The sequence below is a fragment of the Pseudomonas fluorescens genome (assembly GCF_019212185.1).
Classification (GTDB): domain Bacteria; phylum Pseudomonadota; class Gammaproteobacteria; order Pseudomonadales; family Pseudomonadaceae; genus Aquipseudomonas.
Genome location: NZ_CP078138.1, coordinates 2,384,796 through 2,410,364, shown reverse-complemented (window position 1 = coordinate 2,410,364; position 25,569 = coordinate 2,384,796). Strand labels below are relative to the sequence as shown.

29 protein-coding genes are annotated in these 25,569 nt (G+C 59.2%); 1 reads left to right on the top strand and 28 read right to left on the bottom strand.

Going from position 1 to position 25,569, the window contains the following annotated elements:
* Positions 1-194: 194 nt before the first annotated feature.
* The 24 genes from KW062_RS11070 to KW062_RS10960 form a co-directional block, all read right to left on the bottom strand.
* Positions 195-704: a glycoside hydrolase family 24 protein gene (locus KW062_RS11070; protein WP_105754647.1), complete on the bottom strand. Its 510-nt coding sequence runs from the start codon at positions 702-704 to the stop codon at positions 195-197.
* A gap of 93 nt (positions 705-797) precedes the next feature.
* On the bottom strand, positions 798-2,075 hold the full coding sequence (locus KW062_RS11065; RefSeq protein ID WP_105754648.1) for an SGNH/GDSL hydrolase family protein: 1,278 nt from the start codon (positions 2,073-2,075) through the stop codon (positions 798-800).
* Between the two features lie 119 nt (positions 2,076-2,194).
* A complete protein-coding gene (locus KW062_RS11060; protein WP_105754649.1) occupies positions 2,195-2,953 on the bottom strand; it encodes a hypothetical protein in 759 nt (252 codons plus the stop codon).
* A gap of 9 nt (positions 2,954-2,962) precedes the next feature.
* On the bottom strand, positions 2,963-4,714 hold the full coding sequence (locus KW062_RS11055; protein ID WP_105754650.1) for an SGNH/GDSL hydrolase family protein: 1,752 nt from the start codon (positions 4,712-4,714) through the stop codon (positions 2,963-2,965).
* 40 nt (positions 4,715-4,754) lie between these two features.
* Positions 4,755-7,808, bottom strand: coding sequence for a host specificity factor TipJ family phage tail protein (locus KW062_RS11050; protein WP_105754651.1), 3,054 nt, complete (start codon positions 7,806-7,808; stop codon positions 4,755-4,757).
* Positions 7,786-8,181 carry a C40 family peptidase gene (locus KW062_RS28865; protein WP_105754652.1) on the bottom strand — a complete coding sequence of 132 codons (396 nt, stop codon included), beginning with the start codon at positions 8,179-8,181 and terminating at the stop codon, positions 7,786-7,788. Before KW062_RS28865 ends, KW062_RS11050 begins: the two co-directional genes overlap by 23 nt.
* A 2-nt stretch (positions 8,182-8,183) precedes the next feature.
* Positions 8,184-8,663 carry a DUF1833 family protein gene (locus KW062_RS11045; protein WP_105754653.1) on the bottom strand — a complete coding sequence of 160 codons (480 nt, stop codon included), beginning with the start codon at positions 8,661-8,663 and terminating at the stop codon, positions 8,184-8,186.
* Positions 8,660-9,130: a transposase gene (locus KW062_RS11040; RefSeq protein WP_105754654.1), complete on the bottom strand. Its 471-nt coding sequence runs from the start codon at positions 9,128-9,130 to the stop codon at positions 8,660-8,662. Before KW062_RS11040 ends, KW062_RS11045 begins: the two co-directional genes overlap by 4 nt.
* A 12-nt stretch (positions 9,131-9,142) precedes the next feature.
* A complete protein-coding gene (locus KW062_RS11035; RefSeq protein ID WP_105754655.1) occupies positions 9,143-12,061 on the bottom strand; it encodes a phage tail length tape measure family protein in 2,919 nt (972 codons plus the stop codon).
* Between the two features lie 376 nt (positions 12,062-12,437).
* Positions 12,438-12,881, bottom strand: a complete 444-nt coding sequence (locus tag KW062_RS11030; RefSeq protein ID WP_105754657.1) for a hypothetical protein — start codon at positions 12,879-12,881, stop codon at positions 12,438-12,440.
* Between the two features lie 57 nt (positions 12,882-12,938).
* Positions 12,939-14,108 carry a phage tail tube protein gene (locus KW062_RS11025; RefSeq protein WP_105754658.1) on the bottom strand — a complete coding sequence of 390 codons (1,170 nt, stop codon included), beginning with the start codon at positions 14,106-14,108 and terminating at the stop codon, positions 12,939-12,941.
* Between the two features lie 61 nt (positions 14,109-14,169).
* Positions 14,170-14,574 carry a phage tail terminator-like protein gene (locus KW062_RS11020; RefSeq protein WP_105754659.1) on the bottom strand — a complete coding sequence of 135 codons (405 nt, stop codon included), beginning with the start codon at positions 14,572-14,574 and terminating at the stop codon, positions 14,170-14,172.
* Positions 14,571-14,960, bottom strand: a complete 390-nt coding sequence (locus KW062_RS11015) for a hypothetical protein (protein ID WP_105754660.1) — start codon at positions 14,958-14,960, stop codon at positions 14,571-14,573. The genes KW062_RS11020 and KW062_RS11015 overlap by 4 nt, the downstream gene beginning before the upstream one ends.
* Before the next feature lies 1 nt (position 14,961).
* Positions 14,962-15,342 (bottom strand): glutamate 5-kinase, encoded by a 381-nt coding sequence (locus tag KW062_RS11010; RefSeq protein ID WP_105754661.1) that lies wholly within the window; start codon positions 15,340-15,342, stop codon positions 14,962-14,964.
* A gap of 3 nt (positions 15,343-15,345) precedes the next feature.
* On the bottom strand, positions 15,346-15,735 hold the full coding sequence (locus KW062_RS11005; RefSeq protein ID WP_105754662.1) for a protein singed: 390 nt from the start codon (positions 15,733-15,735) through the stop codon (positions 15,346-15,348).
* Between the two features lie 40 nt (positions 15,736-15,775).
* Positions 15,776-16,351 carry a hypothetical protein gene (locus KW062_RS11000; protein WP_105754663.1) on the bottom strand — a complete coding sequence of 192 codons (576 nt, stop codon included), beginning with the start codon at positions 16,349-16,351 and terminating at the stop codon, positions 15,776-15,778.
* Between the two features lie 49 nt (positions 16,352-16,400).
* Positions 16,401-17,369, bottom strand: coding sequence for a major capsid protein (locus KW062_RS10995; RefSeq protein WP_105754664.1), 969 nt, complete (start codon positions 17,367-17,369; stop codon positions 16,401-16,403).
* An 11-nt stretch (positions 17,370-17,380) separates the two neighbouring features.
* Complete coding sequence (locus KW062_RS10990) at positions 17,381-18,091, bottom strand: hypothetical protein (protein WP_105754665.1); 711 nt, start codon at positions 18,089-18,091, stop codon at positions 17,381-17,383.
* 88 nt (positions 18,092-18,179) lie between these two features.
* On the bottom strand, positions 18,180-19,223 hold the full coding sequence (locus tag KW062_RS10985) for a phage head morphogenesis protein (protein ID WP_105754666.1): 1,044 nt from the start codon (positions 19,221-19,223) through the stop codon (positions 18,180-18,182).
* Positions 19,213-20,631 carry a DUF4055 domain-containing protein gene (locus KW062_RS10980; protein WP_105754667.1) on the bottom strand — a complete coding sequence of 473 codons (1,419 nt, stop codon included), beginning with the start codon at positions 20,629-20,631 and terminating at the stop codon, positions 19,213-19,215. The genes KW062_RS10985 and KW062_RS10980 overlap by 11 nt, the downstream gene beginning before the upstream one ends.
* 8 nt (positions 20,632-20,639) lie before the next feature.
* The gene (locus KW062_RS10975; RefSeq protein ID WP_105754668.1) at positions 20,640-21,941 is read right to left on the bottom strand and encodes a terminase large subunit domain-containing protein; all 1,302 of its coding nucleotides are present in this window, start codon (positions 21,939-21,941) and stop codon (positions 20,640-20,642) included.
* Positions 21,928-22,389 (bottom strand): DUF2280 domain-containing protein, encoded by a 462-nt coding sequence (locus KW062_RS10970; protein WP_105754669.1) that lies wholly within the window; start codon positions 22,387-22,389, stop codon positions 21,928-21,930. Before KW062_RS10970 ends, KW062_RS10975 begins: the two co-directional genes overlap by 14 nt.
* A gap of 31 nt (positions 22,390-22,420) precedes the next feature.
* Positions 22,421-23,029: a putative metallopeptidase gene (locus KW062_RS10965; RefSeq protein WP_105754670.1), complete on the bottom strand. Its 609-nt coding sequence runs from the start codon at positions 23,027-23,029 to the stop codon at positions 22,421-22,423.
* A gap of 100 nt (positions 23,030-23,129) precedes the next feature.
* A complete protein-coding gene (locus KW062_RS10960; RefSeq protein ID WP_158261843.1) occupies positions 23,130-23,321 on the bottom strand; it encodes a hypothetical protein in 192 nt (63 codons plus the stop codon).
* 117 nt (positions 23,322-23,438) lie between these two features.
* Between KW062_RS10960 and KW062_RS10955 the strand changes: the two genes are divergently transcribed.
* Positions 23,439-23,927, top strand: a complete 489-nt coding sequence (locus KW062_RS10955) for a DUF6530 family protein (protein WP_105754672.1) — start codon at positions 23,439-23,441, stop codon at positions 23,925-23,927.
* 58 nt (positions 23,928-23,985) lie between these two features.
* Here the strand turns inward: KW062_RS10955 and KW062_RS10950 are convergent, their stop codons facing one another.
* The 4 genes from KW062_RS10950 to KW062_RS10935 all read right to left on the bottom strand — a co-directional run bounded on the left by KW062_RS10950 (position 23,986) and on the right by KW062_RS10935 (position 25,464).
* Complete coding sequence (locus KW062_RS10950; RefSeq protein ID WP_105754673.1) at positions 23,986-24,234, bottom strand: hypothetical protein; 249 nt, start codon at positions 24,232-24,234, stop codon at positions 23,986-23,988.
* Positions 24,235-24,283: 49 nt separating this feature from the next.
* Entirely contained in the window at positions 24,284-24,478 is a 195-nt protein-coding gene (locus tag KW062_RS10945; protein WP_105754674.1) for a DUF7940 domain-containing protein, read from the bottom strand.
* 3 nt (positions 24,479-24,481) lie between these two features.
* Positions 24,482-24,811: a phage holin, lambda family gene (locus KW062_RS10940; protein WP_095169214.1), complete on the bottom strand. Its 330-nt coding sequence runs from the start codon at positions 24,809-24,811 to the stop codon at positions 24,482-24,484.
* Positions 24,812-25,200: 389 nt separating this feature from the next.
* Complete coding sequence (locus tag KW062_RS10935) at positions 25,201-25,464, bottom strand: hypothetical protein (RefSeq protein WP_256350974.1); 264 nt, start codon at positions 25,462-25,464, stop codon at positions 25,201-25,203.
* Positions 25,465-25,569: the final 105 nt, after the last annotated feature.

The following is a 25,569-nucleotide window of genomic DNA, read 5'->3' as shown; positions in this document are numbered from 1 at the left end:
CTGACCCCTTCCTTCCCCGAAAAACACCGAACATCCGCCCACACCCTTAGTCCATAGGTAATCGCCCATTATGCCATTGCTCCCTCTACTGGCGCAGCTTTCCAGACGATGTGAGCCAATTTATGCCGTGGCAGCCCAGCAAAACAGTCAACACCCACGCATCAATCGACCCTGCTCAGAGTTTTCCATCGTTCTCATGTCAGGCTTCCACCCGCGGCGATATAGCGCGCAACAAGGTTTTCCAACTTGTGCTCGCGCTGTCCATAGCCGGCATCCGGCAAACTCGCCCATATGCCCCGGCACTTCTTGATAGCCGTTTCGATTCGGCCCGCATGGACGTCGGGCAACGCACGGCACTCGCGGATGTGTTGCAGCGCCAGCAGGTCCTGACTGATCGGGCTGAAGTCCGGGAGCTTGAGCAGCGCCCGGTAATGCGGCCAGTCCTTGAGCATTTGCTGATAACGGCCGGAGGCGTTCGAGGTCAGCCCCTTGCTATTGATGACCTTGGACTTGCGACCCCGGGCAAAGGGATGATCGCTGAAGTCCTTGAACACCTCGGGCTTTCTGTCGATGCCAGTGACGATCACGTCATAGCCATCCATGGCCGTGGCCGGGGAAGTGCCGGTGCCCTCTGCCCAAGCCAGCATATCAAGGAAGGCGAGCGCATTGCGGCTACCCGCCCTGTTCTCTGAAAGTCTTGCCATTGCTTTCTCCAGGCGAAAAAAAGCCCGCTCAACGGCGGGCGATAAACAAATGTTCCTATGGTCCAGGATGCTTATGCCTGGTGATTTTCCCGATCATTTACTATCGAGCATCCCCAGAGCGGCGGCTCCAACAAATGGCGCCATGGCTTTGTAATACCCATGCTGTGAAGCGCCAGACGGATGAATAGGGTCACCCCAATTTCCGGTGACGAAGCCATCGGCTCCTGGTTCTAAAGAAGGCATGTCGTAACCCCCCTCCGGATTAGTCATTGCCCACAGAGGCGCGACGGTCAGGAGCGGATCAGCGAGGTCCTTCGCTGATGCGCGTATCGCCCTAATAATTTTTGCATAGCTATACGTCCACAGTTTGTTTCGGGAACTCGAAACGGCGGTGGAGGGAAGAGTTCTGATGATTCGCGCATTCGGCCAGGCAGATCGAATCTGGGAGTGAATGATCCTGTCGTTGTCGTACACGCAATCGTAGACCTTTGACGTCGCCCGATCTCTTGCGTCATTCGTGCCCAGAGCATTGATAACCACATCCGGGGTTTCAAAGTTGAATCTCGCCTGATAGTACGCACAATCGAAAACATACCCATTGCGGACAATCTCAGGTGCATCATCAGCATTTGCCGCGCGGATGAATGGGTTGTAGGTCACCCTACCCCCTTTGCCTAGCTCGAGAAAGGCCTGCTCCTCACCATCTGCAATCGGCAGCGCCCTATCGTTAATGGCGAAAGTGTAGTCACCACTTTCCCAGCCAGAGCGGCCCTCGCTTAGAAGTCCGTCTGAACTGCCTTCCGCATTCATCCCTTTCAGCAGACCCAACATTCGCGGAGTAAATCCGAGATCTTGCAGGTGCTTATGCAACAACCTCGCACCGTCGCGATTAACGATGCTGTCTCCGATCATCAATACCTTGATGGGAGTTCCAGACTGCTGAGGAACGCAGACGATATTCAAAACCATAAACCGGCGGTCATCCGCTGAATCAGCGGTTCGCAGATTTAGAACAGCGCTGCGCCCGAGCTCCCTACCGACTGGAAGAATACCTCCAGTGTAGGAGTAAGCTGTCTCAGACCCTGCGATCGTGAATATGACGTCTGTCGCCAGCTCTCTGCGCGTCAAGATACCAGCGGGGTAAATTGCTGATCGATCAGACTCGGCTATGGCAATTGTGGGCTCAAACAAAAGCCCACCACGGAATGGATGATGACTGGAAGCCTGCGGCTTTTCTAAGTCTTCTGGCACGCTTGGGGCACGAACCTTGCGAGTTAAAAATGTAGCGACAACTGCTGAAACGCAAGACGCAACGACCAACGTTGCTGAAAAAACAATCACGAGCTCATTGAGCGAAAACAGATCCTTCATTTACCCGACTTGTCCTTATCTAGCGGTATTGCAGACCAGATGAGCACAAAACACTGAAGTGGCTTCGACGTTCGAGTCTGATAGAACTTCATGGTATCAATTTGTAGAAACCGTGGGAATTAAACGACGATCCCATGGCGCTGGGACATGTACGCTCGAATCCGCGCAATGACAGCTGCGATCTCCGAATCAGTAAGCTCGGTCGAATAATGCGCCCAGAGTGCCATATCCGCGCTGCCGGCCCAGCTCTGGCTCCCAGCGTACGCAGAGCCGACCCTGAAAGGAATGGAGGCCGGTGCTCGCCCGTAGGTAACCGATGCGCTGGTCCGGGTCGAATTCTTGGTGGCGTTGATGCTTCGGTTGAAATCCGCCTTCGTCACGTCAACGATCAGTGACCACTCACCAATGACAATCTGGCCGGCTGCCTGGGACTGAGAGATAGGGGCCGATGTCTGGGTTGTCTGCCCAGCGTCCGAGTAGCGAGCAGCAGTTTTTACGAGAGCAGCGTTGCCAGAATCCCAGTAAAGCGCCGCTCCTGCCGCTGCGGTCGAATATGTCCCATAGAACGCCGGAGAGTGAGCAACATCCACCAGCGTGTCCTTGGACCGAACCACGCTGAAGATGGTCTGAGTGGGAGCATCAGCAACCTGCGTTTGCAGGTAATTGGCCTGACCCTTGAACTGGATATAGCTGGCGAACTCTGCAGGCGCGCCGATGACCTGAGCGTCAGGCTTGTCGATTGCATAGTTGATTGCGGCTTTCATCACGCTGGTGTTGAGAAAGTGCCATGCCTCAAGATTTCGAGTGACTGGCGGGATAAATTTGCGAATTCCTGCGTTCTCGGCGTTGCTGTTTTTGGCGATCAGTGCGGTACCCATGGTATTTCCTTAAATGAGGTTTGCGAGGACGCAGGCGAAGAACTTGGCGTATGCCTTCTGCATCTGTTGGCGAGTGGATTCGCGAGGATGGATAGCGTCGCCAAGGGCGCCCGTTACGGCGCCGGTCAGCGGGTCAGTTACCGGCGACGTGATGGTGTATCCGGCCTCCTGGGTTACGTGAGCCCAGACCGGGAAGACCATCACATTGGCGTTGGACACATCGTTGCGTACCTGGAGCATGGCGCGCAGCAGCGGGACGTACTTGGTTTCCCAAAGCGGGTCGCGAATGTTGTCGCGAGGCGTGCTTGGGCAAGACATCACAATCTTTGCTGACGGCCACGCTGCACGGATCTGGTTCACCATCAGCAACAAATCTGAATAGGCGTTGCTGTAGATCTCGGCAACGCTCCGATCTCGAACGTTATTTGTCCCCAAGGCAATATTGACGATCTTCGGCGTCGCGATACCAAAACGAGATTGGTAGAAGGCTGGATCGAAGACCCTTCCGTTCCGGACGATGCTGGAATCATCCGACCCCGTGGCAGCTCGCAAAAACGGATTTATTGGCCACTTGGTCGCCTTGTTGGAAGCGAGGTAGGCAGCCTCCGCGCCAGGCTCAACAATGCTTACCCGATCAGTAACCGAATAGGTGAAGTCACCTGTCTCCCATCCCTCGCGAGCCTCCCCAAGTTCGCCCGATGCGTTGTCTGGATCATCCACCGCAGACGAGCCATTGATGGTTCCTACAAAGCTCGGTGTGTATCCCCAGGACTCAAGGAACTGTTTCTGCTGAGTTCCGCCCTGCCGGTTTTGGATGGAGTCGCCAAGGGTCAGAATCGCCCCAGCGCCAGTACCTGGGTTTGGGGCTGAAACGCAGTTCAGGGTCAGCCTGGTTCGACTTGCCGAGGTCAGTTCGGATCGAAGGTAGAGATAGGCTTGCGATCCCAAGTCCTGCGTCCTGAACTTGATCTCATCAGTGCTTGTGATGATTTCCGGCAGAGACCGAGAGGCGATAGTCCCGCGAACCAGGTTTGTGTCTGAACGAACAGGGAGAATGTTCCGGACGTAAATCGATGTGTATTCGCCCTGAACCCCACAAATCGGGCCTGAAATCAGGGGAATGGTTGAAGGTGGTGTCTTTGTTTCTGTTCCGCCGGGCTTTTTTAGGTCACACCACACAAACCCAAGCGGGTCGGTGACCATCATCTCGTCACCGGGCGTCCTCCGCGAACTGACTGCGCCAAAGGTCGACCCATCCGGGCCGTCATCAAAAATCAGGAAATCACTTGGGTCTAACATTGAAGTCCCTTCTTGCTCTTTCTGTTTTGCTGCCATCCCTGGCAAATCGAAGCCGGTGGAGCTGATGCTGCCCCATGCAAACCCAAGATCATCCAATAGGTAGTAGAGAAGCGACCCGTCTACCGCGCTTACCAAGCTCAACACGTTTTCGATAGCATCAGCGCTTGACGCCCTGCCGACTTGAACCGCTACGCCAGCGTCGTTTCGATACCTCGTTTCAAACGTCCCACCAGTACCTGGCACAGTGAAGAAGCGATTCTGTGTGCCTGTGCCATTGGTCTCGGTCAGGCCTTCAGCAACGCTCGGGTAGGTGTTCATGCTCGCCAAGAAGTCGGCATAGATCTTCTTGAGGGTTGGCTTAGTTACCCCATTGATGACGACGAAGTCTTCATCGGACAGGAAAAGCTCATTGCCGCTGGCAACAAGCTCCTGAAAAAGCTGCAGAGACTCTGCGCCAGTCATATTTTTTCCTCATGTTCCCTTGATCAGGACTTGTTGGCCGTCAGGCCGGCGGGAATTGGTCGTCGTAGGTGTAAACGCGGGCGTCATAGGGCATGCCCCGCATGGATACGTTGCCGTTGGCGGGGTCAGAACTGGTAACCAAGACTGGGTAGGCCCATCGCGCGGCAGGCCCGAACAGGATGTGCGGCGGCTCTAGCGGCCCATCGACCACTGGCGTGAAGTCCAGCGCGTCAACTCTGGCTGTGTAGGGGTCAACCTGCGTGGCTACCCATGGCCCTGACAACGTACCGTCGAGGCGTCGAACGCCAATTCGGTGCTCTCCCCCCGCGCTCCAGTCGAGCGGCTCGGATGAGCTAAGAAGCGTTCCTGTTCCGGTAACGGTGATGTCCAACAGAATGGCGCTCTGGCATCGCTTCGGCGCGTCATCGGCCACTGCCGCAAAGCTGAGATAGCCGCTGTTACTGCCGTCCATCTCGGTTTCCCAGCTGTACACGTCAGTGCGAAACTTCTGGTGCCCACGCCGGCGCATACCCAGGCGCCAAGCCCTGAACTCTTCGCTCACACCTGGCAGCTTGAGTTTCTCGACCTTGGTGCCTAGATCCCCTGGCCACCGGCACTGAACCGTTTCCCATGCCCATGTCTTGGTCGAGAAGTACTCAACGTCGACACCATCGAAGTCGTTGATCGACGGCATGGCGCCGCTGATCTTGAGCATCTTGGTCATGTTCTGCGGCGAGTAGGTCTGCGTCTTCGGCCCGTAACTCACGTCGAAGGCCGCGCGCGCAGAGTCACGCACCGGCCGGAGCAGCCCGCGAAACGTCACCAGCTCGCCGAATCCGCAGGCCAGGGCGTTGTTGACCATATCCCTGACGGTAATGCTCGCGTCGAGCGTATCGTCGTAGGTGTCGCCACGGGCAACGCAGGTGTTGTGGAACGCACACCACTCAGGCAGATCCAGATCGTCATCCGTGTATCCGCGCGCCTTCAACTGGTAGATGCACCAGGGCACGATGTCGCGGGTTGGCCCGGTACCGCCCTCCATGAGAGGGAGAATTCGTGTGGCCTCCACGCTAACCTGGCTTTCCGATTGTGCGGAAAGCCGATCTCCACCACGGATACTGCAGGTCATCACCGTAAGGCCTGGGTAGCTTGTGGGCGAGTTCTGCATGCGGCCACGCAGGTCGGTCCAGGTGGCGTCATCGCGTGCCTCGTCGTTAATCCGGCCTGCGCGATCCTTGTATAGCTTGCGAACCCTTGCCTCGGCTCGCATAGGGTAAGGAAGCCACACCCGAGTGGTGAAACCTTGTGCGTCAAGGGATCCACCCCAGTTCATTTGCTCGAGCACGGTCCATGCCCCGGCCACGTCCATATCGCGGTACTCGAAGGCGTAGTAGGTCGGGATCTCATAAATCTGCCCTTCCCGGCCAATGCCGCATAGACCGTTGGCGTATGTAACAGACCACTCCAACTCGATGACCTTCTCGTTTTCTGGGCAGCACGCTACTGGCCCGCGGTAGCCGCCCTGCAGGTTCGAGGCATCCAGCGTGATCAGGCCGTTAACGGTCTGCATGGTGTTGAAGCCAGGCCAGCCTGAGTCGGTTGCACCGGACGACGTCAGGCGCTCGACCTCCAGCAGATTCGCGCTATAGGCGGTGATCCTGTAGCGCAGACCTCGCGGGCCGATGGTAGCCAAGCCCTGCCCTAGCGCCAGGCCAACGACAGGCGAGCCGCCGTCGTAGTTCAGGGTCATCTCGGCCGGCTGCTCTGGCGTGCCGCTGGTTGTTGCGGTACCGGTCACGCCCGCCGGGGAAGCCCCAAGAATCGTGGAAGCTCCCGTGACCGTGATGGTCTGCCCAGCAAACGGGGTCAGCTCGACGAAGTGAACTCGCCCGCTGCTCTGCTGCGCCTGGATGGGCGAACCGCTGAGCTGGGCATTCAGCGCAGTGACCAGGCCGGCCAGGTCGGTGGTCGCCGCGTTCAGCGTTACCGGATAGGTCGAGCCGGCGCGCCCCAGACTGAAGCTGAGCGGGGTGACGTTGAAATCGTAACGGCTTGGCGCCGCTGAGCCGGTGAGGGTCGACGCCGTGCCTGGGTCAGCAGGTACGGCCGGACTGTATGGCGCGTAGCTGTGGACGACGTACAGGCCGGCGTTAGATCCAGCAACCTCGATCAGCATACCCACCGCCGGATTTAACATTTCCAGCGGGCCGCGGATTATGTCGCGCCCGGCGCCGCCGTCGATAACCGTGTAGGTGTACGGGGCAAGCACACGGATGATGATGCCGTTCGACCAGTCCGCTGGGAACTGGCCGGAGCCGGCCGGCACGCTGATCGTATCGTTTATGAACTGGTACGCTGACGCAGTCGCCGACCTGGCCAAATCGGTGGCCATGGTCAACTCCAGGCCGGCCGACCCGCTGGAACTTGCTCCAACTTCCGGCGCATTAAACCAGTTGATGTGCGCCGGGTCTGCTGACAGGTCGGCACCTGGTGGGTAGATGGTGAAGACCGCGTCCGACCCCAATGAAATCAGCGGCGTCTCACCAACCTTTACCTTCGAAAGCGGGATGTCGCACTCGCCTTCGCAGATGTAGACCAGCATTTCCACGCGCTGATCCCGGGGCGCGACATACGCTCGACGGGGCTGGGCGAGGTACGAGCCGTAGATGCGCTGGCGGCCCGCGATCTGCCGAACCGGCTCGCCCAGCTTGACCTTGTTGCCCTTGGCACTGGCCTCGGCGATCGGGTCGCCCTGCTGGGTGCCGGCGTTGGACGGCATGCCCGGCATCTTCGGCATCAATGACTTCAGCGCCGCCTTGGCGCCCTTAAATAGCGCGAAGGTGATGGAAAACGGGTCGGTGCCCTTGGGTTCACGGTAGATCTGCAGCAGGTCTGATGGCTTGAATGGGACCTTGTGCCATAGCCGCTGCTCGATCACTTCGTCGTTGAGCACAATGCTGATTGGCGGGCTTTCCCGGCGCTCATAAGACGACGACTGTTCCTTCAGCCACTGCTCGATGGTCATCCGGCGATCGGTCTTCCAGGTGCCCAAAGGCGCAGTTTCAGACAACTTATTGGGATAGAACTCGATCACGGTAGTACACCACCCTTGGGTAAGAGGCTTCGAATTCGCCGGTAGTCCGGAGGCAGGCGCCGCCGGGGTTTGTGTCGATGACCTTGAGGCGTCCCTCGATATGGAGGACGGTCCCAACGTGAAGCAGGGCCTCGCCGCGCAAGACTGCAGCTATTGCTCCAGGCTCAGGCGGGCACTCCTCCATCGAGACTCGAAGCGAGCGATATGCCTTGGTGTTCTCGCGGATCTTGTCCTTGCCCACCGAGCCAAGACTTGGCAGCCAGGGCAGCCCAAACAGGTCATGCCGAATGACTCGGCAAAGCCCCCAGCAATCGAAGGCAATAGGGCCCCTTGCACCCTCGCGATACGGGGCGCGCATGAATTTCTCGATCATGGTTAGGTGTACTTCAGGCCAGGGGCCAAGGTTGTGGTCAGGATGGTGCGAAGACCGTTTGTATTGAGCAGGTCGTAGAAGCCGGCGGTGAGCTTGGCGATGTCGTCCTCATAATCGCGGCTGAGCAGCGTCATTCGGTAGCGCTCACTCGGGAACGACAGGTCTTCCGCCAAGTACCGGCGGAAGGTGATGATGAAGCGCCGCCCGGCAGCCTTCGCTGCCTCCACCACCTCCTGGACCTCTCCCGTCACGTTGTCCATGCCGAGAACCAGGCTCTGGAAGCCGCTGTTGTCGTTCTTGGGTAGCGCCAGGTCCATGGCCATCGCAATGAAGGTCAGGGTTCGGCCGTCCTCGGTGGTGCACACCCTGTCTTCAAAGCCGGAGCAGTAGAGATGGGAGACGGAGCCTCCCTCCTCCCGCCCTTCGATGGTGTCGACCAACTCCCCAAGGCCCGATGCGTAGCACTGTTCAATTAGGTTCATCCGAAGTACCTCGTGTACCACTTCTCCAGCGATCCCTGAAGGCCGTCATTGAACTGGCCAAGCGGCATGCCCAGCGCTGCCCCGAGGTACTGATCCTCGGTGTAGACCGGGCGCTTTTTGAACTCAAGTTCAGCAGTGAACCTCCACCGCTTTATCTGAGCCAGTTCGCCGCCGCCGTACATCCGCTTGAAGTGCACAAGATGAACCTGAAGTCCAAGCGGCGTCTGAAGCGGCATCTCGAACCACTCCAGGCCGAGATTTATCGACCACTCGTACCAGCCCTCGAAAAGAGCCGCTTCTTCTTCGTCGAAGTTAAAACTGAACGACGCCGAGGTCGGCGTGCGCCTGTGCCTGATGCGATAGCGCGTCCGCCCCGTAACCATCGGGGTAGCCCGCATCGGATCGGCCGTATTCAGGCCGTATCCCTCCTGCAGAGGAAGTGGCAATTCTGCCGGGTACTGAATCATTGCCTTTCCTCGTTAGGTGCCCTGCCTGGTGAGCCCGTAGGCACTTTCAAGCGCTTGCGCCCGCTCGCCACCGCCCCAGATGTCAGCGACGAACGCGTCGATTTCAAGCTGGCCGTTGTCGCCTGTGCGCTGGTCAACCGTTCCGGCGCGGGACCGGTCTTCGATCAGGTTCACCGTCACATTCGGCTGAGCCGCGACCGGAGCAGGGCTGTTGCTTGGCTGCGTAGCCGCGACCGATCCGCCACGACCTGCCACCGATACCCGCTCGTTCGAATTGATAGCCTCTAGCAGCGAACGGTTGCGCTTGGTGGCCTGGGCATTAACCACGAACTCACCGTCGCTCAGTCGAGCCATGATGCTGTCAGAGGTGCCGGTACCAGCCCCGGACACGTAACCCCCAGTGGCGAAACCAGGGACAACTGCGAGACCGGCAGCCAGCGCTGTGGTGGAAGTCAAAGCAGTAGCAGCCGGCACTGCGTTGGTGCCGAGAGTGGCAAGAGAAGCCATCGCGGCCGCAGGCGCCCAGGCGGAAGCGGTTGTCCCAGCCAGGGCAATGTTGGTCGCTGCTGCCGAAGCTCCGAGTGTCGCGTTCAGCGCGGCGTTCATCGCCATCTGCACGCCCATCCGTATAAATCCGGTGATCACCTGGTCGAGCACGTCAGCGCCGATATCCCCAAGCGTCTTGAACGACAAGCTGCCACTCTTGATCGCGCTGGTGATGTCATTCGCTATGGTGTTGAACGAACTGGAGAAGATCGACTGCGTCTGTCCGGCGATATCCCGCGCTTCGTTACCGAAGTTTTGGACTGCCGCTGTCCACCCGTTGATAGGGTTGAGCATGGCTTGATCCATCTGCGCCCAGCCGGCCTGCATCGCAGCGATCTGCTGAGGCAGGAACTCGTTGACGGCATTGATCTGCCCCTGCAAAGCCTGGCGCTGCTTTTCGTCCGTTGCGTTAGCCAGCTCAGTCTGAAGCTGGAGCAGCCGATCATTGGTCTGCATCTCCAAGTTTAGGCGTTGCTGCATGCGCGATGTTTGCAGGTCACCCATTCCGACACTTGCGGCGTCCAAGTTGTACTGAGCTTGCTCATTAGCCAGCTGCTTCTGAAGCTGAGCCCGGTACTGCTCGACAACGGTGAGGCCTTGGGCGCCTTTGAGTGCAGAGGCATAGTTGTTCGAGGCCTGGGCCAGCGCCTTTCCGTATTCCTCCTGGCTGATTTTTCCCGTGCTCAATGCCAGGTCGAGCTGGGTTTGCTCCTTGGTCAGCGCCCGGGCGGCCTGAGCAGCTGGGTCGTACTGCCCGTAAAGCCGGGAGAATGTGTTTTCGGCCTCAGCCACACCTCGATTCAGGCCGGTTACAGCCTTCGGCTTGTTCTTCTTCGCCTCACGCTCCTTGATGTCGGCGATTTCTTTCTCGATGTTCTTGCGGGCCGCCGCGTATTTCGTCTCTTCAGCGGCACCGAGTCCTCCGGACTTCAAGGCGTCAGCGCGGGCTTTATCGAGGTCGACCAATTGCTTTTGCAGCTTCGCGGTCTGTGTCTGGGCGCCTTGGAACGTCGAGTTAATGAGGTCGATGCCCTTCTTGCCGGCATCCTGAACAATCTTGGTAGTGCCGGCCTGCCACGCATCTACGCCGGCCTGGGCGATCTGCCCCTGAAGCTCAGTGGCTCGCTTCTCCAGCTGGTCCAGGCTTTGCTGGTTGACACCCAACTGAAACGCCGCACGCCCTCCACGTTTTATGCCTTTCTGCGCATCAGCGATCTGATTGTAGACTTCACTCAATTCTTGCTCTGGCGTCTTCTTGCGCCCCACATCGAGCATTGCATCCCACGCCTGCTTAGCGAATCCGGCAAGCGACTGCCAAGCGCTTTCTAGCGACCCTAGGTTTGCCTGCATCTCTCCGGAGCGACTGCTAAGCGTACTGGCGTAGAGATCGGTCGCCACCCTGGCCGCTTCCAGCGTTCTCCCTTGCTCCTGCAAGGATGTGATGTTCGCGTACTGGCTAGTGGTCAGAAAATTCAGCTCGGCGTCGAGTTTCTTAACTGCCTCCACCGGGCTCTTGGCGATATCGTTGAATGTCTCGACGACCTTCGTTACATCGGTGCCTGTCTGTTTCGCCCAGGCAAGTGAAGCCTGCGCGATCTGGGCATACATAGGGGTCAGGCGGTTGCCTGCTGCCGACAGCTGGCCAATCACATCAGCTGCTGCGCCTACGGTAGTTCCGGTGTTTGCAACCTGCTGAGCAAGGCTGGCAAGTTCGCTGTAGCTGGTGCCGGCCGCGTTTCCGTTCTTGATGATCGACGCGGTCAGCCGCTCAGACTCTTCAGAACCCTGGTAATAGGCGAGTGCCAGGGTGCCTGCCGCCGCAGCAGCCACGGTGAACGGGTTGACCAGGCCGAGGATATATCCGCCCAACGCCTTCGTTGCCGGAACAATTCCGCCGAACATATCCTTCAGTTGGCCGCCCTGCTGCAGCAGTACCTGCAAAGGAGCCTGGCCACCCTGTAGGCTTACGGCAATGTCAGTAAACTGAGCCGGAACTCCGCGCAGAGCTGCTTGGTAGGCCTTGGCCGACATGCCGGCCTTGTTCATGCCGACAGTGGTCTCGCCCAAAGCATCGCGCATGGTGTTGATGCGCTGGGTGTACTCGACAAATGTGTCGCTTTCGACGATTCCGGCCTTTTTCAGCTTGGCCAGTTTCTCCTGCATATCGTCCAGGCGACCAAGGGCGGCAACCGTGGGATTGATCTGCCCGAGGAGCTGGGTTAGTTCCTTTCGCTGATCATCGAGACTGGATGACACGCCGTCCGCCGAAGCTGCGGCCGCATCCCCCGCCCGCTCCATGCGCTCAAGAGAGCCAGTCAGATCGTCGGCACTGCGCTTGGCCCCGCGCGAGTCAATTGTCACCGCAAGGCGGGATTCCTGCGCCATGTCGTTCTCCTGCGTCAACGCCTATTCGGATTGGATTTGGATTCAGCTTCCCCCTGGGCTTTCTCGTGCTGTTCGTCCCAGTTCTGGCGGAATTTGTCATCGAGGGCAGAGACGGCTGCGTCGAACTCTTCGCGGCATATCGCAGAGGGGTAGCGGTCGAGGTATTCGGTGATGGCCGATGGCGCGATTGGCGCCGGAGCGCCGACCATGCCGACGTACTGCCGCGATCGGCTGATGTGGGCATAAGCCTCAAGGATCTCAGCGACGACACCATCGATCTCTGGTGGCTCCTGAGCCTTCAGCCCGAGGCGCTCATGTTTCCAGCGCTTTTTCTCGTTCTGCGGCCCGGCCCACTCCCTACCCCAGAGATATGCCGCTACTGCTTTTCCGCAGTGGCCGCGGCCTGCTCCTCGACTCGTCGAGCAATGTCGGTGCCGGTGCGCAGAGCCAGGAAATAGACGCTGCTCATCTGCTTGATCAGCTGTGCGCACAACTCAGGGCTGTACGGGGCAGGCTCTCCAGGCCGCTCCTCGATATCCACGCCTTTCCAGTCCTTGATCAGGTGCTTGGCGGCGAGCTCGATGAAGAGGTCGTCGTCGGTCTCCAGCTCGACATCAGGGATGGTGCTCAGGCTGAACTCTGCGGTGCCGATGCCGGCCTGTTGATTGATCAGGGCCAGGTGGCGGTTGATCAGCGCCTGGTGAGACTTGTAAATCGGGTTGGCGATCGAGCCCACCAGGATCTCGGCGCCCGGGGCGAATTCAACCCAGCGCTGACCGTTGATATCCAGCTCAGGCTTCTTTGCAATGGTGATGCCCATGGTATTCCTCTGCGGTAAAAGGCCCGACGCGCACCGCAGGGCGCGCCAGGCAAAGGGTTAAACGGTGACGGTGACAGCGCAGGTGTCGGTCTTGGTGCCGTCTGCGACGCTGGCGGCCGTGATAGTCGCGCTGCCGGCGGCTAGGCCGGTGACCATGCCGGTTTCGCTGACACTGGCAATGGCCGGGGACGAGCTGGTCCATATGACGCTCTGGCTTGCTCCGGCCGGGGTGACCAGCGCCTCGAGGTCGGCGGTGTCGCCAACATCCAGCGCCAGGGTGTCTGGCGTGACGGCCACGGCAGCAATAACCACTGGCGCAGGCAGGCGGGTGATAGTCGGGGCCACGCGGCGGGCGGTGTAGTTCAGTTCCACCTGGATGATGTCGGTGGAGCCGCCATCCGGCCAGTCAGCGGTCACTTCCATCTCGGGGATCAGGATGTTGTAACCGCCATCGGCGTTGCCCACGGTGAACTCCAGGCTGATCGCGTCGCTGGACTTCTGCCGCTTCCAAAGCTCGTATGCCATCTTCGACCAGCTGATGGTGATCGCACCCGACGGGGTGAACGTGGTGGCAATGATGTTGCCTGGGTACGGATTGCCGTTGCCAATGCAGCGCTGGGTCTGCACGGCGTTGTCGAACTGCAGGTTGAAGCTGTCGACGCAGGCGTTGTCTTCGCCCACCTGAACGCCATTGATCTTCAGTCCGCTGATGTCCTTGAAGCTGAAGCGGCGCTGGCTGGTTTCGGGCTGGGCGTTGACGATGAACGATGTGTTGTCGCCCTTGTCATCCCAGGCGCGCGCGGCCATGGTCGTGGTGACCGTGACCTCGTTGTCGCCTGGGAAGTCGAAGTTCATGGTCGCGACTTGCACGCCGCGGGCGATTGCCGACACGCCGATGTCGGTCGCGTAGGAGGCGATCGAGAAGGTGATACGGTCGTCACCCATGGTGAGGACGTTCGCCGCCCAGGCCTTGCCGAAGCACGAGGCCAGGAACTCGTCCAGCGCGCCATAGCGCCACTTGGTTTCGATGTCGCCACCAACGTCCACAGTGGTCTGGGCGGTACCCTGCGACATGCGGGTGAAGCCGATTTCGTTGTTCTCTTCCGAGTTGAAGGTCGGCATCAGGCCGTTACTGATTCGCGTCAGCACGTTCCAATCACCGACCGGCGTAACACCTGGGGTCACCTCTTTGATCCAGGCAAGCTGGACCTTGGCACCACTGGACATGGGGTGTTTCTCCTATCGATAGGCGTAAAAAAACCGCCATGTGGCGGTGGATGTTGAGGGCTCAGTAGGCCCGGTATGGGATCGACACGTTGACCTGGTACCACCCGCGCCCGTCATCACCCACCACGTTGGCCGAGACGGCGAAGCAGTCGAATGGCCCGGTCGGGTCGCTGTAGAACTGGAAGTGCTCGACGAGGGTGTCAGCGGCCTTGGTGATGACCAGCGTGCCTTTGTAGGTAGGGACGAACAGCTGAATGATGATCAGCCCGGTGCGACGAACGCATGCGCCGACTCCCACCTCTGGGGCGCTGGCCAATCCCGGCACGTCAGCCAGCCTGGCCCAGATGGGGTTACCGGCCGGGTCGAACGGCTGGGGACTGTTCGGGTAATCCACACTGGTAGCCGGGATACCGGCCCACTGCGTCATGCGGGTGATGACGATGCTGCGGATCTGTTCAAAGGTCATGAGCTATAGGCCTGTGAGACGCCGGCGAAGGCGACACCGTAGATGCCCGCCGGCGCCTGGGCTGAGTGGCCGTTTTCGAGCGGCACGCTGTAAATCAGGTTGTTCTGGACGAACACTTGGGTGAACGGCTCCAGGCCGGTCATTGCAGAAAGCCCGCGGCTGATGGTGTCCGCGCCGCTCGGGTCAATGTTTGCCGTGGTGGTATAGACCGGCGCACCGACGCTGACGATGTTGTTTCCCCGGAAGCGCCCAGTATCAACAGGCGACCGCAAGACGATCTCGTTCAGCATGGCCATGGCAATCACGCGAACGCGTTTCACCAAGTCTTCCTCGACCACGTCAGCGAACAAGCTCGGTGGAGTGGTCCACCCTCTGCTCTTGGCCATGTCACTTCCTCATCTGGATCTCGTAATGAGCAACCGCCGGATCAACGCCCGGGTTGACGATGGTGTAAACCGCAGGCTCACCCGTAAGCAGGTCGGTGGTGGTGACCTTATGGCCAACGGCAGGCTTGTCCGTGGTTTCGTTCGCGAGGCAGATCAGCAGCACGTCGCCGACCTTGATGTTCACGTTGTCGATGCGGCGGCTGTCGTAGTTATCCAGCACGCCGCGCCCGGTATAGGCCACAGGCAGGGCGGTTGTCTCTTCGGTCACCGGGTCGTAAACGCCGGGGCCCAGGTATTCACCAGTGAACGCCTGCACCGCATCGGCCAGGTCAGTGTCGAAGGCCTCGGCCAGATCAGCCTGGATCTCATCGCGTAATCCCATGGGTCACCTGTACACGTCGAAGCTGTATGCGCTTCGCATCCATGGGTTGAGGAGTGCCAGTGCGAACTGGACATCACCCGGTTGCGCGATGAGCTTGCTGGTGTCGATCGAGGCGAACGTCTTGCTGGTGGTGACCGAGCCGGCTTTTACCGTCTTGGCTTCGAGCGAGCCTTCCGTCTTCTGCTGGTACAGCTTGCCCTCGGAGGCGACCTTGGCCAGCTCAGCGCCGGCCTGCTTCACCTCTACCGGGATGGAATCCATGTCGACGCCGACCAGGTTCAGCGAGGTCAGATAGGCGTTGGCCTGCATGACCGAGCGCGCCTTCTTGTCCTCGGTGGTCCAGTCGGAGCCGAGGATGGCGTCTACGTCCGCCACGGTGATGTAGGTAGCCATCAGGCCTCCGCTTGAATGAGCGGGGCCGAAGCCCCGGGTGTTACGCCTTGGTCAGTTCAGCTACCTGCTTCTGCAGCGCTTCTTTCGAGGCGTTGGCGCGATAGGTGACATTGGCGGCATCGAGTGCGGCCTTGAGGGCTTCGATCTCGGCGCTGTCATCGGCGGTCTTGTTCGCCAAGGCCTTGAGGCTGGCCACTTCGCCACGCAGGGCTTCGTTTTCAGTAGCAAGACCGTCACGCTCGGACTTCAGCTTGGTGATGCCTTGGTGAATACCGCTCAACGCATCGAATAGGCGGATCGGCAGCTCGCCGGCTTCTGGGTGCGTCAGAGGAGCCAGACCCTCGGCCGACTCGACCAACGTAACGATCAGATCACGCTCGATGTTCAGTCGTAAGATCAGGTCTTTCAGTTGCTCGGAATCTCCGGCGCCGACAATCACCACCTGGTGGGGAGTTTCACGCAGCGTGACTTCAGGCACCTCGGAGGCGGCGTCTTCACGGCCTTCCGTCGCGTTGGCGTCGATGATGCGCAGGCCGGCGTCTTTGGCCAGCGCCTTCACGTCTTCCTGGTACTGGTGGAACGGGCCGGGCAGATACCAGATGTTCTTGTTGCTCATGATCATGTCCTCGCCAAACCGGGCACTGGGCCCGGCTCGGCTGTCAGGGTTACTTGGAGGCATCACCGATCAGAGCAACACCGGCGGTGTGCTTGATGCTGGTGGCGGTCTTGTCCCAGTTGGTCCCGGTCGCCAGCTCGGCGTCGGTTGGCGACTTGCCGCCGGCGGTGGTGTCCCATGTGTAGCCCTTCAGGCCCAGGCCGAAGGTGTAGTCGGTCTGGAGCGTGGTTTCGATACGCTCCTTACCGTTGGTGGTCTGGACGTTACTGATGATGTCGCGGCCATCGTGGACCAGCGCGGCGCCTTGCACCAAGGACAGGATGATTTCCTTGTTCGGGGTGCCGGCCTGCATCAGCGCAGGGGCATCCGTCACAACGGAGATCTTGCCGAGGATGTCCACCACGCGGACGTTGCCAGCCTGGAACAGCTGCTGCTGGTTCGCCAGATTCTGGCCGACCAACTTGTGGTAGCTGGTGCCCTGCATCACCTGGGTGACCAGGTTCTGGCTTGCATCGCCGAACTTCGCATGGGCGTTGTTCAGACCGGCGTAGGTGATGCCTGCGGTAGCCGACACATCATTCACGGCGGCGGCCTGAGCGGTGATGGCCGCTACCAGAGCTGCAATCGCGGTGTTCAGTTGGTCCTTCAGCAGGATCTCGGCGAACGCACGGCTCGCCACCTCGATGCCTTGCGCGGTTGGGCGCTCCAGCCAGGTCATCTGCGACGGCTCGTAGCGGATCGGACCGAAACCGCCGGCGACTTTCACCGAGGTGTTTTTCAGTTCGGTCAGATCGGTGGCGGCCACAGCAGCGTTTGCGCTGTAGCGGTCCACACGGCGCTGGGCAGCCGCCAAGGTCTGGAAGAACGACTCCTGAAGGAAGTCGCCGGTGAAGCCGTCCGGAGACAGCACAATTGCGCCGCGGCTGGCAGCGTTGAAAGCGGCCAGATACTGATCCAGCGTCTCAAGAGTCGCCGGCATGATGTATTCGTTGAAAACCTGCATTTGCGACAGGGACATGAGTTATTTCCTTACGATTGAGGGAGATCTGGGAACCGGCTGGCAATTGCCGCCGTGCGTTCCGTCTTGGTGCCGCCAATGTTTCCTTTCGCGGCCCCGCCGCCCTTCCCAGCACCGCCGGCCCCGCCGCCAGATGCCTTGCTGCCTGCGATCAGTGGACCGAACGCAGGGTCGTTCATGAATTCAGCTTTCAACTCGTCCAGCGTGGTCGCGGAGAGCTTGCCGGCCTGATCCAGCACCACAACGGTGGGTTTACCGTCGCGCTGCTCAACGCTCAGGCGGCGTTCGATGTGGGGAAGCAATGCCTTGGCGCTGCCGGGGATGGCCAGCGTGGTCGCGATGTCAGTGGCGGTACGGCCGACGGTCAGATCCCGGATCTGCCCGCCCAAGCTGCCACGCTCCTGCTCCAGCAAGCCGTTCAGCTCAGCCTCGCGGCGGTTGTACTTCTCCGACCAGGACTTTTCGAGCTCTTCGACGTTGCCAGACTTGCGGGCGGATTCTTCACGCTCCAGGCGGGCCGCGTCTTCGGCCTCCTTGCGGGCTTTGTCAGCCGCTTTCTTCTCGTCCAGCAGTTCCTGAACCTTCGACTTGAGGCCGGAGACATCTTCAGGTTGTGGCAGACCTTCGATGCCGAGAACGAATTTTCCGTCCTTCTCGACGTACAGGGCCTGAATGGATTCGTCGACGCCATCGAGGCTGTCCAGTTGGAATTTCAAGGTCATTGCTGTCTCCCAGAGACTTGGTGCAGGCCCTGCCTGCGGGTATAAAAAAGCCCCGCCGGCTGGCAGGGCTGTTCAATCTGGTTACTCGCTAAAGACCCGCACGCTCGAAAGCCAGGGGCTCAAGGTCTTTCAGTTGCTGAAGGGTCAGCGTCTTGCCGTTGTCATCGATGAACTTGTCCAGAGTCAGTTCTCCCTTGCTGAACAGCGCGTACCGGTTCGGGCCGAGGATGTCACGCTGGAAGGCCGCCGGCTGACGTGCCAGCCATTCCTGATAGCTCGTCTTGCTCGATACCAGCGCCACCCCATCAGGACCGATTGAGGGCCTGGTAGAGCCTGGAATCTCCCGCGCAAACTCGTCCTTCAGCACAGGTACGATTGTCGTGCGGCACCCCCAGTGATACGGCGGTCGCGGCCCATCCAGCGGGATAATCGTCTGGTCGATGCTCATGCAGAACAGCGTGGTCTTGGAGTCGAGCGTGGCAATCCGGCGCATCCCTTTGAGAATGTCGTCGTTTGCCTTGAGCACCTCGGCCCTGGCCGTGCTGGCGATGTGGTTGGTCATGGTGCGGACCAGCGAGGCGGCCTGGTCCTGCTGCAACTGGTGAATGCCTGTCAGGCGCCTTCTGATCTGCTGGCTGGTTTCGCCCAAGCTTGAACCAATCTGGATCTCACCGATGATCTCGGCTGCTTTCTTGGTCCCGAACTGGTCCAACGCACCACTGATGCTGATGCGCTGTATTCCCTTGCGCGCCTCCAACTGCAGCGGATCGATCAGGGCGGCAGCCGAAACCATCTCAGCCGACGGAACACTGAGCTGCACCACGGCCCGGACGACCTTGCCCAACATGGTGGCGTTGAATTCAGCCTCGTAGGCCGCGAATTCGCCCAGATCAAGCTGAGCGCGCCCCTTGAGGTCGTCGTAGATGCCGCGCAAATCGCCCTGAAGCGTTTCTATCTGCGAGGTGTACCGACGCGTGCCGTAGGCGCTCAGTCCTGCGGATACGCGTTCCTTGGCTGTCCTGATCGCCTTGCTGAGGAACACAGCTACACGCTTGAGGTTTCCGCCCGCGTACCGCTGGACGTAAATCTGGTGCCGGGTAGCCGCGTCTTCGAGGAAGCCCTCATTGCTCATCGCTTCCGCCTACTGGGGGCTGGCTCGCCAGCTCCTCGTCGATCTTGTCGTCAGTCCGGTCAGCCTCAAGCACACCACCTTGGCGCAGGTTGGTCCGCACATCGGACTTCGCAATGAAGCCCTGCTGCCAGAGCTGCACCTGGGCCATGATGTCCTGCGCGGTCATGGTCTCGTCGAAGAACGCTTGGTTGAGCCAGAACACGGTGCTGTTCTCGTCCGGCTCGCCAATCATGAAGCGCTCAGCGTCCAGGATGGCCCGCCTGATTGCCTCGGAGACATTGCCGGCGATGGTGCTCAGAACACTGTTGTCGGAGCTGTACCGGATGCGCACTGCTTCAGCTGTCTCGGCACCGCCTCCCTGCTGGACGATGCGAGCGCCGATCATCAGCATCTGCTCTTCCTTGTCCTTCATCAGAGCGCGGGAGAGCTGGGTCTCTTGGGCCTGGACCAGAGTTGCGGTACCGGACTTGCCCAGGTTGTAGCCACGGGTAGAACCGATGTGCATGCCGTTCGGGTTCAGCTTGATGAAGCTGTCCGGATCAATGTCAGTGGTGATGAAAAGCGTCGGCTGGCTGCTGATGAAGCCGCTCTCCTCCACCGTGGCGCTGTTGCCGTAGTGCAGGATGTTGACGTCGGCCAGGTCTTCAAGGGGCGACTTGTCCACGCTGGCGTCGTTGTTCTGGGCACCGAAGAAGCTGAACGGGATGTGGTCGAATGGCTGGCCATCCTTGTCGGTTGGCTCAGTTTCGGTATGGGCGGCATCACCCTCCTTGTACACCCGCTGCACATACTTCCCATCAATCAGCAGCAGCACCCGATTCTGTTTGTAGGTCTCGCGCGACAGTTCGGCCGGGTTGAACTCGGTAACGTTCTCCTGCAGGTTCACGTAGACGAGCTTCTTCACGCCATCGATCACCTGCTCATCCCAATCGATGATCGCGAGGGCGTCGTAGAAGTGAATCAATGCGCGCTTGGTGGCCAGATCAGCCATCGAGGACACACCGCTTTCGGTTTTGGCCGTCGGAAAGTCCACGAGGAACCCGCCGCGCCCAGTGTCCAGGCACTCACCCACCGCCTCTTTCGACAGTTGCTCAAGACTGGTGCCGTCGCCGCTGGCGTTCTCCTTGAGGTAGTCGACACCGGTCGGCAGGGTCAGCTCAGCAGTCTTGCGGAACACAGCGCCCATCAAACCGGTGCGAGTTCGCCCGGTGACGTTGAGGAACATCGCCCGCTTCTTGTACTGCTTGTACCGCGCCTGGTTCTCCGGCGATTTGTTCTCGGGGTCTGGCTGCGGTAGGTAGATATCGTGCTTGCGGACCTCTCGGGCACCAGCCACGCAACGTTTCACCAGCTGCCAGCCAGGCAGGGCTTCTGCGTACTCTGCCCGGATGTCGCTGTAATTCGCCATGGAAGGCCTCAGAAGCTGAATGTGACTGGAAGATGGGTAACCGGTTTAACGATTGGGTAGTCGTGATGGATGAAGTAGCCGCCGGCATCGTTCGCATGGTCGTTGCCTGACTTCTTGTCCGGCTCCCCATTGGCTGACCACACCTGCTGTTCCAGGCCGTCGGCATAGGTTGGGCAGGTGAACGGGTTCACCTGGTAGCGCCGCTCACCCTGTGCATTGCAGAACATGGCGTTCATGGCGTTGATCCGATCCTTCACTGGCGGGTTGGCATCGGGCGCGATCACCGAAAAGCCCGCCTGCCTGAGGATTGCGATGTCGGTTTCACTAGCGTTTACCGACTTCCGCGAACCGCCCGAAGCATCCGGGTAAATTCGGATCTCGCAGGTCTTCTCGAAACTGTTGCCGTTGTGGCGCCAGTAGCGCTCCTTGATGCGGCGAATCATGTCCGGCGTGTCGTAGCCATCGACCAGCTCATCAACCGCCCGGGGCAGCCCCTGGTCGCGCTTGACGTGGGTGATGGCGGCCATCTTGCCGACGTTGAAGTCCATCCCGATGAATAGGGGCTCGCCTGGCTGCACCGTGTCGAAGCACTGGTTTAGCTTGCGGTCGTAGGCCGTGTAGATGGTGCCGGACGTCAGGTTGACGAACTGCCCCTTGAGGTATGCCAGGATCAACTGCGGCGGATACGACTCCATCAACGATTCGATGTAGTCGTCCGGCAGGTTGAGCTCGTTGTCGAACGTGCTGGCCTGCACCAGGCCGTACATCTCGTTCAGCTTTGGCTTATCGCGAAGCTGTTTCACGAACTGCTGGAAGACGAACTTGAAGCCTTCCGGTGTGGTGGTGACGTCGACACCGTTCTTCAGCCCCGGCAGGTTGTAACGCATCCGGGCGATGATCTTCCGCCAGGCCTGCTGCGCCTTGATAGCGGTCAGCACGTCCAACTCATCTACCAGGGCGTGACCGATCTTGAAGCCGACGATGGTCTGCGGCTTCTCCATCGACCGGCAGATCACAGTCCCGCGGTACTGCCGGCCGCTGTAGATGTGAACCTCATGGTTCGCCTGGTTGATCTTGGTTTTGAGCCCCCAGTCGTAGGCCACCTCATCCATGGTCGGATAGAAGATGTCCCGGATCTGCGGGTAAGTCGGTGCGAAGTAGCCAGCGTTGACCCCGGGCCACTCCATGAAGTGCTTGCTCAGTGCCGAACATCCAACCCAGGTCTTGCCAGAGCCAAACCCAGCAACAAAAGCGCGAAACTTGTGAGGCAACAAGAGGAACTGTGATTGCGGAACGTTAAGGCTCGGCATCAGGCTTCCTCGCGTCCACTACGTCGACCTGCACCCGAGTAGGCGCCAGATTGTCATGTGGGTTTTCGCTCTTGGTCTGGCGATTCACGTAGACATCGCCGACCTCTTTGGCTGCCTGCTCAAGTAACTGGGCAGTCAGCGCCATGTTCTTCATGCTCTCGGCTTTCTCAGCCATGCGGCCAAGCGCCCGAAGTCGATACGCTCGGTTGGCGATCGGGATCTCGGCGGTTTCTTCACGGAATCGCTTGCGTGTGTCGTGGAACAGGGTCGCCCACTTCGCGGCAAGCCCCTTCCCGGCTGCCTTGGTTGGATCGTGCGTCTCCACCTGCTGGCGGCTCACAACCAGCCCATATTCAGTCTTGACGGACTCCACGACCTGGGACGGTGTGTCGAAGCACGCCAGGGCCTGAACTATGAAGCTCTTCACCTCACTTTTCAGGACTGCCATAAATTCTCATCCGTCTAATGCCTGTCAATATTCAGGCCGACTTGAGCAGACAGGTTCCGCAGGCCCTCGATATGTTCAATTTCCCCACTTCAGCAGGCTTGTTCGCAGCGTCTACCAACTCCTGCACTTCAGGGCTCGCACCGTAGCGGCGAACCACACCGACGAACTCTTCGACGTCGTGGCCGCGCATCTCCAGCTTGGGCAATCCTTCCTGCGTGAACTTGGGGGCGCCGTACTGATCCTTCGCCTGGGCGATGTGGTACAGCTCATGCTCGACCAGGGCGCAGAAATCAGCGTCGGAGCAATGGGCGCAGTAATCTGCAGCCAAGGTGATGATGTAGGTCGGCACATCGCCGAACCAATCCATCATCTGCTGCTCCATCCGGGCTTTCTGCCAGCCACCAGCACGGAACGCTACCTGTTCAGCCTGGCCCAGCACTGTGCGACCCTGCTTCTCGAAACTGGACGATGCCCACATGATCTGGATGTCTGCATCCAGTAGGTGGGCATGGTCTTCGTTGTGGATGCTGCCGGTGTCGGCAAGGATCTCGGCTTGGAGCCATTCCCATACTTCAGGTGCAGAGCGAAGGGTCATCCAAGGCGATTGGAGCAAGTCAGCCGGCGGCATTGGTCTGCTCATATGCTACAACCCTTGAAATTATGTCCAAGTGCCACTATTTAGCAGTGACTGGCCAAGGAGGGCTCTCCAATTGTCGCGCTCTTTGGCTCGCGCATTTCTTTCAGCCAAACGAGTAAGCAACATGCCTATAAAATGCAATAACCCGGATTTTCTCATCAACATAATCAGGCAGAAGCACCCTGACGTTGTAGAAAGGCACCCGACTGCGACCCAGCACCAGTTCACGTTCAGCTGCGGCCTGATCATGAACCTCTTCAACACTGGCTCTGTGAACTTCCAGGGCAATAGCCATGAAAGCCGCACTGCCTTCGATATCGTCGCCGTTATCGACATGATCAATCGACCTGCTTGATCAACCCGTGCCGCACTCACCTGCGGCACACCGCCCCCTTTCCATAGGCTCGTATCCATGCCCATTGAAGAGTTTGCATCGAAGGACAATTACGCCGTTTCACCACCGCTACCTAAGCATCTCGATCACCAGCCCGTCTATGCCATGCCATACAAGCAGTTTGATGGTTGGCGTAGAGACAAAACCGACGCCAGATATCTCTCGATAGGGATTTCACAGTGGAGCGCCAATGAGGTTTCGCTAAAGATCATGCGTTATAAGGAGCAGTGGTCCCGTCAGTCGGAGGAGCTTCCCCTCCATCGGGTTATAGACTCATCCATTTTTTTGGCTAAAACGCTGCTTGCTCGTGACAAGCAAGCCATTGAGATTGAACGCGACCTTTTTACCGCCCAACCAGAAGGTTTCCGAATTCGAGAAGAGGCTATTGCCCACGAAGACAAGGAAAAATTCGATGCTTTCCTGAATACCCACGGTGAGGAGCTCAAAGGTCGGTTCAACAAGCTCTATCAACTGCTTTCCAATCTAAAAACGCAGGGAAAGCTCTGACTCTGGACCAGGAATCGCGACACAGTTTGCTGATTCGCGAAACGTGTCGCGGATTTGGTTACTCGACCCGGCTGCCGGATAGAACCTCGCCGAGCGACAGACCATGTCGCGACCGGCTCGATTCGATTCCAGCAGCAATGTCCTTGGCGACCATCCCGTCAGCCACATCATCTGCAATGTGCCCGTTGACGAATTCACCGATAACACTGGACGAAGCGCCAGTCAGCGATCCGTGACGGCTCGACGTGGCTTCGTAGCGGGTCACTACATATCGGGTTACAGGGCGAACTTGGTATTCAGTACTCATAGAGCCTCCGGCCTGCGCACAGGCTGATTTGGGGAAATTCGGCGATGGACTACTTGGTCAGCTTCGGCTGCAGGATCACCCGAGCAATCATCACCAGCAGGCCCAGCACGCCGTAAGCCATCGGAGGCAGCACGGCCTGAAGCGATGGCATCAGCTGCTCGGCGATACCCAGGGCAGCAATCGCACCACCCGCCTGAACGCTGGTCATGCTCAGCGCTTGTTTCCAGTTGTCGATCAGTTGCATGGGTCACTCCTGCCGCTTGGGCAACTTGAAATCGGTGAATCGGTCAGCCAGGGCGGCAACCTTCTTCACGCCGAGGGTGCCAATGACAGCGCCGACGGCGGCTGCAAGGCTCGATGGGAGGTTGAAATACTCAAGCAGCGGGAACGCCCCGGCTGTGATCGCACCGCACAGGCAGGACTCAAGCAGGGCTTGCCGCCTTCCACCGCCGCCGTAGATGACGCGCAGGAAGGCGATCCAGCAAGACAGCGCCGCCGCATAGAACATCGGGGCATGCTGGCTAAGCCAGGCCATGGCGATGAGCCAGGTGTCTGGTTTTTCAGGCATTGGCGGCATCCGGATTCCTCCCTTTCGGGGAGAGCGAGAATAGGTCCAGCACTCCCCGCCTCTCTCATCCGCTCGGAGCAAAGACAATGGCGTGGGTGCCAGATACGAAAAAGCCCCTGCGTATGCAGAGGCCCTGAATAGGTGCGCGTGTCTTCCCACGCTGCCAGCCAAAGACATTCACAGCGCCGACGCCCTATTGCATCGGTCTCGCTGATCCAGTCTCGCGCCACCCTGACAGCATGGTGAGGTAAGGGTGCGCGGGCTGCCGGTGTTGTTTCCGTACGTCGCACTATCCGGCTATCGACGTCCAGGTACCCCGAAGGCTGCCCTGGCAACAGTTGAATTTGAGGCATAAAAAAGCCCCGCACATTGGCGAGGCTATGAAACTGGTGCAACGATTATGTCGATCGGGCAAACGAGTTCCATTCTTCAATAGCATCATCTGCTGCAGAGTTGTGCTTTCGAATGGCGTCTTGCTGCTCTTCTACGAATTCAGCTATGCAGGATTTGTACTCGTCCACATCAGCCTGGAACTGTTCACGCTCATACTGATCTTGAAACTCAAACGGAACGTCTGGTTGATTACAGTCATGTGAGGGCTCGATCATGTCGGCAAGCGCCAAAGGCGAGAGCAACATTCCTAGAATTAAGAGAGTCCGCATTTTCCTTTGCCTCACATAAAAAAGCCCGACATCTTGCCGCGCTTTACTGTGCAACCTCAACGCGCAAGATCGACAGGATGGGTAAATACTCTCTCACTTTCTCAC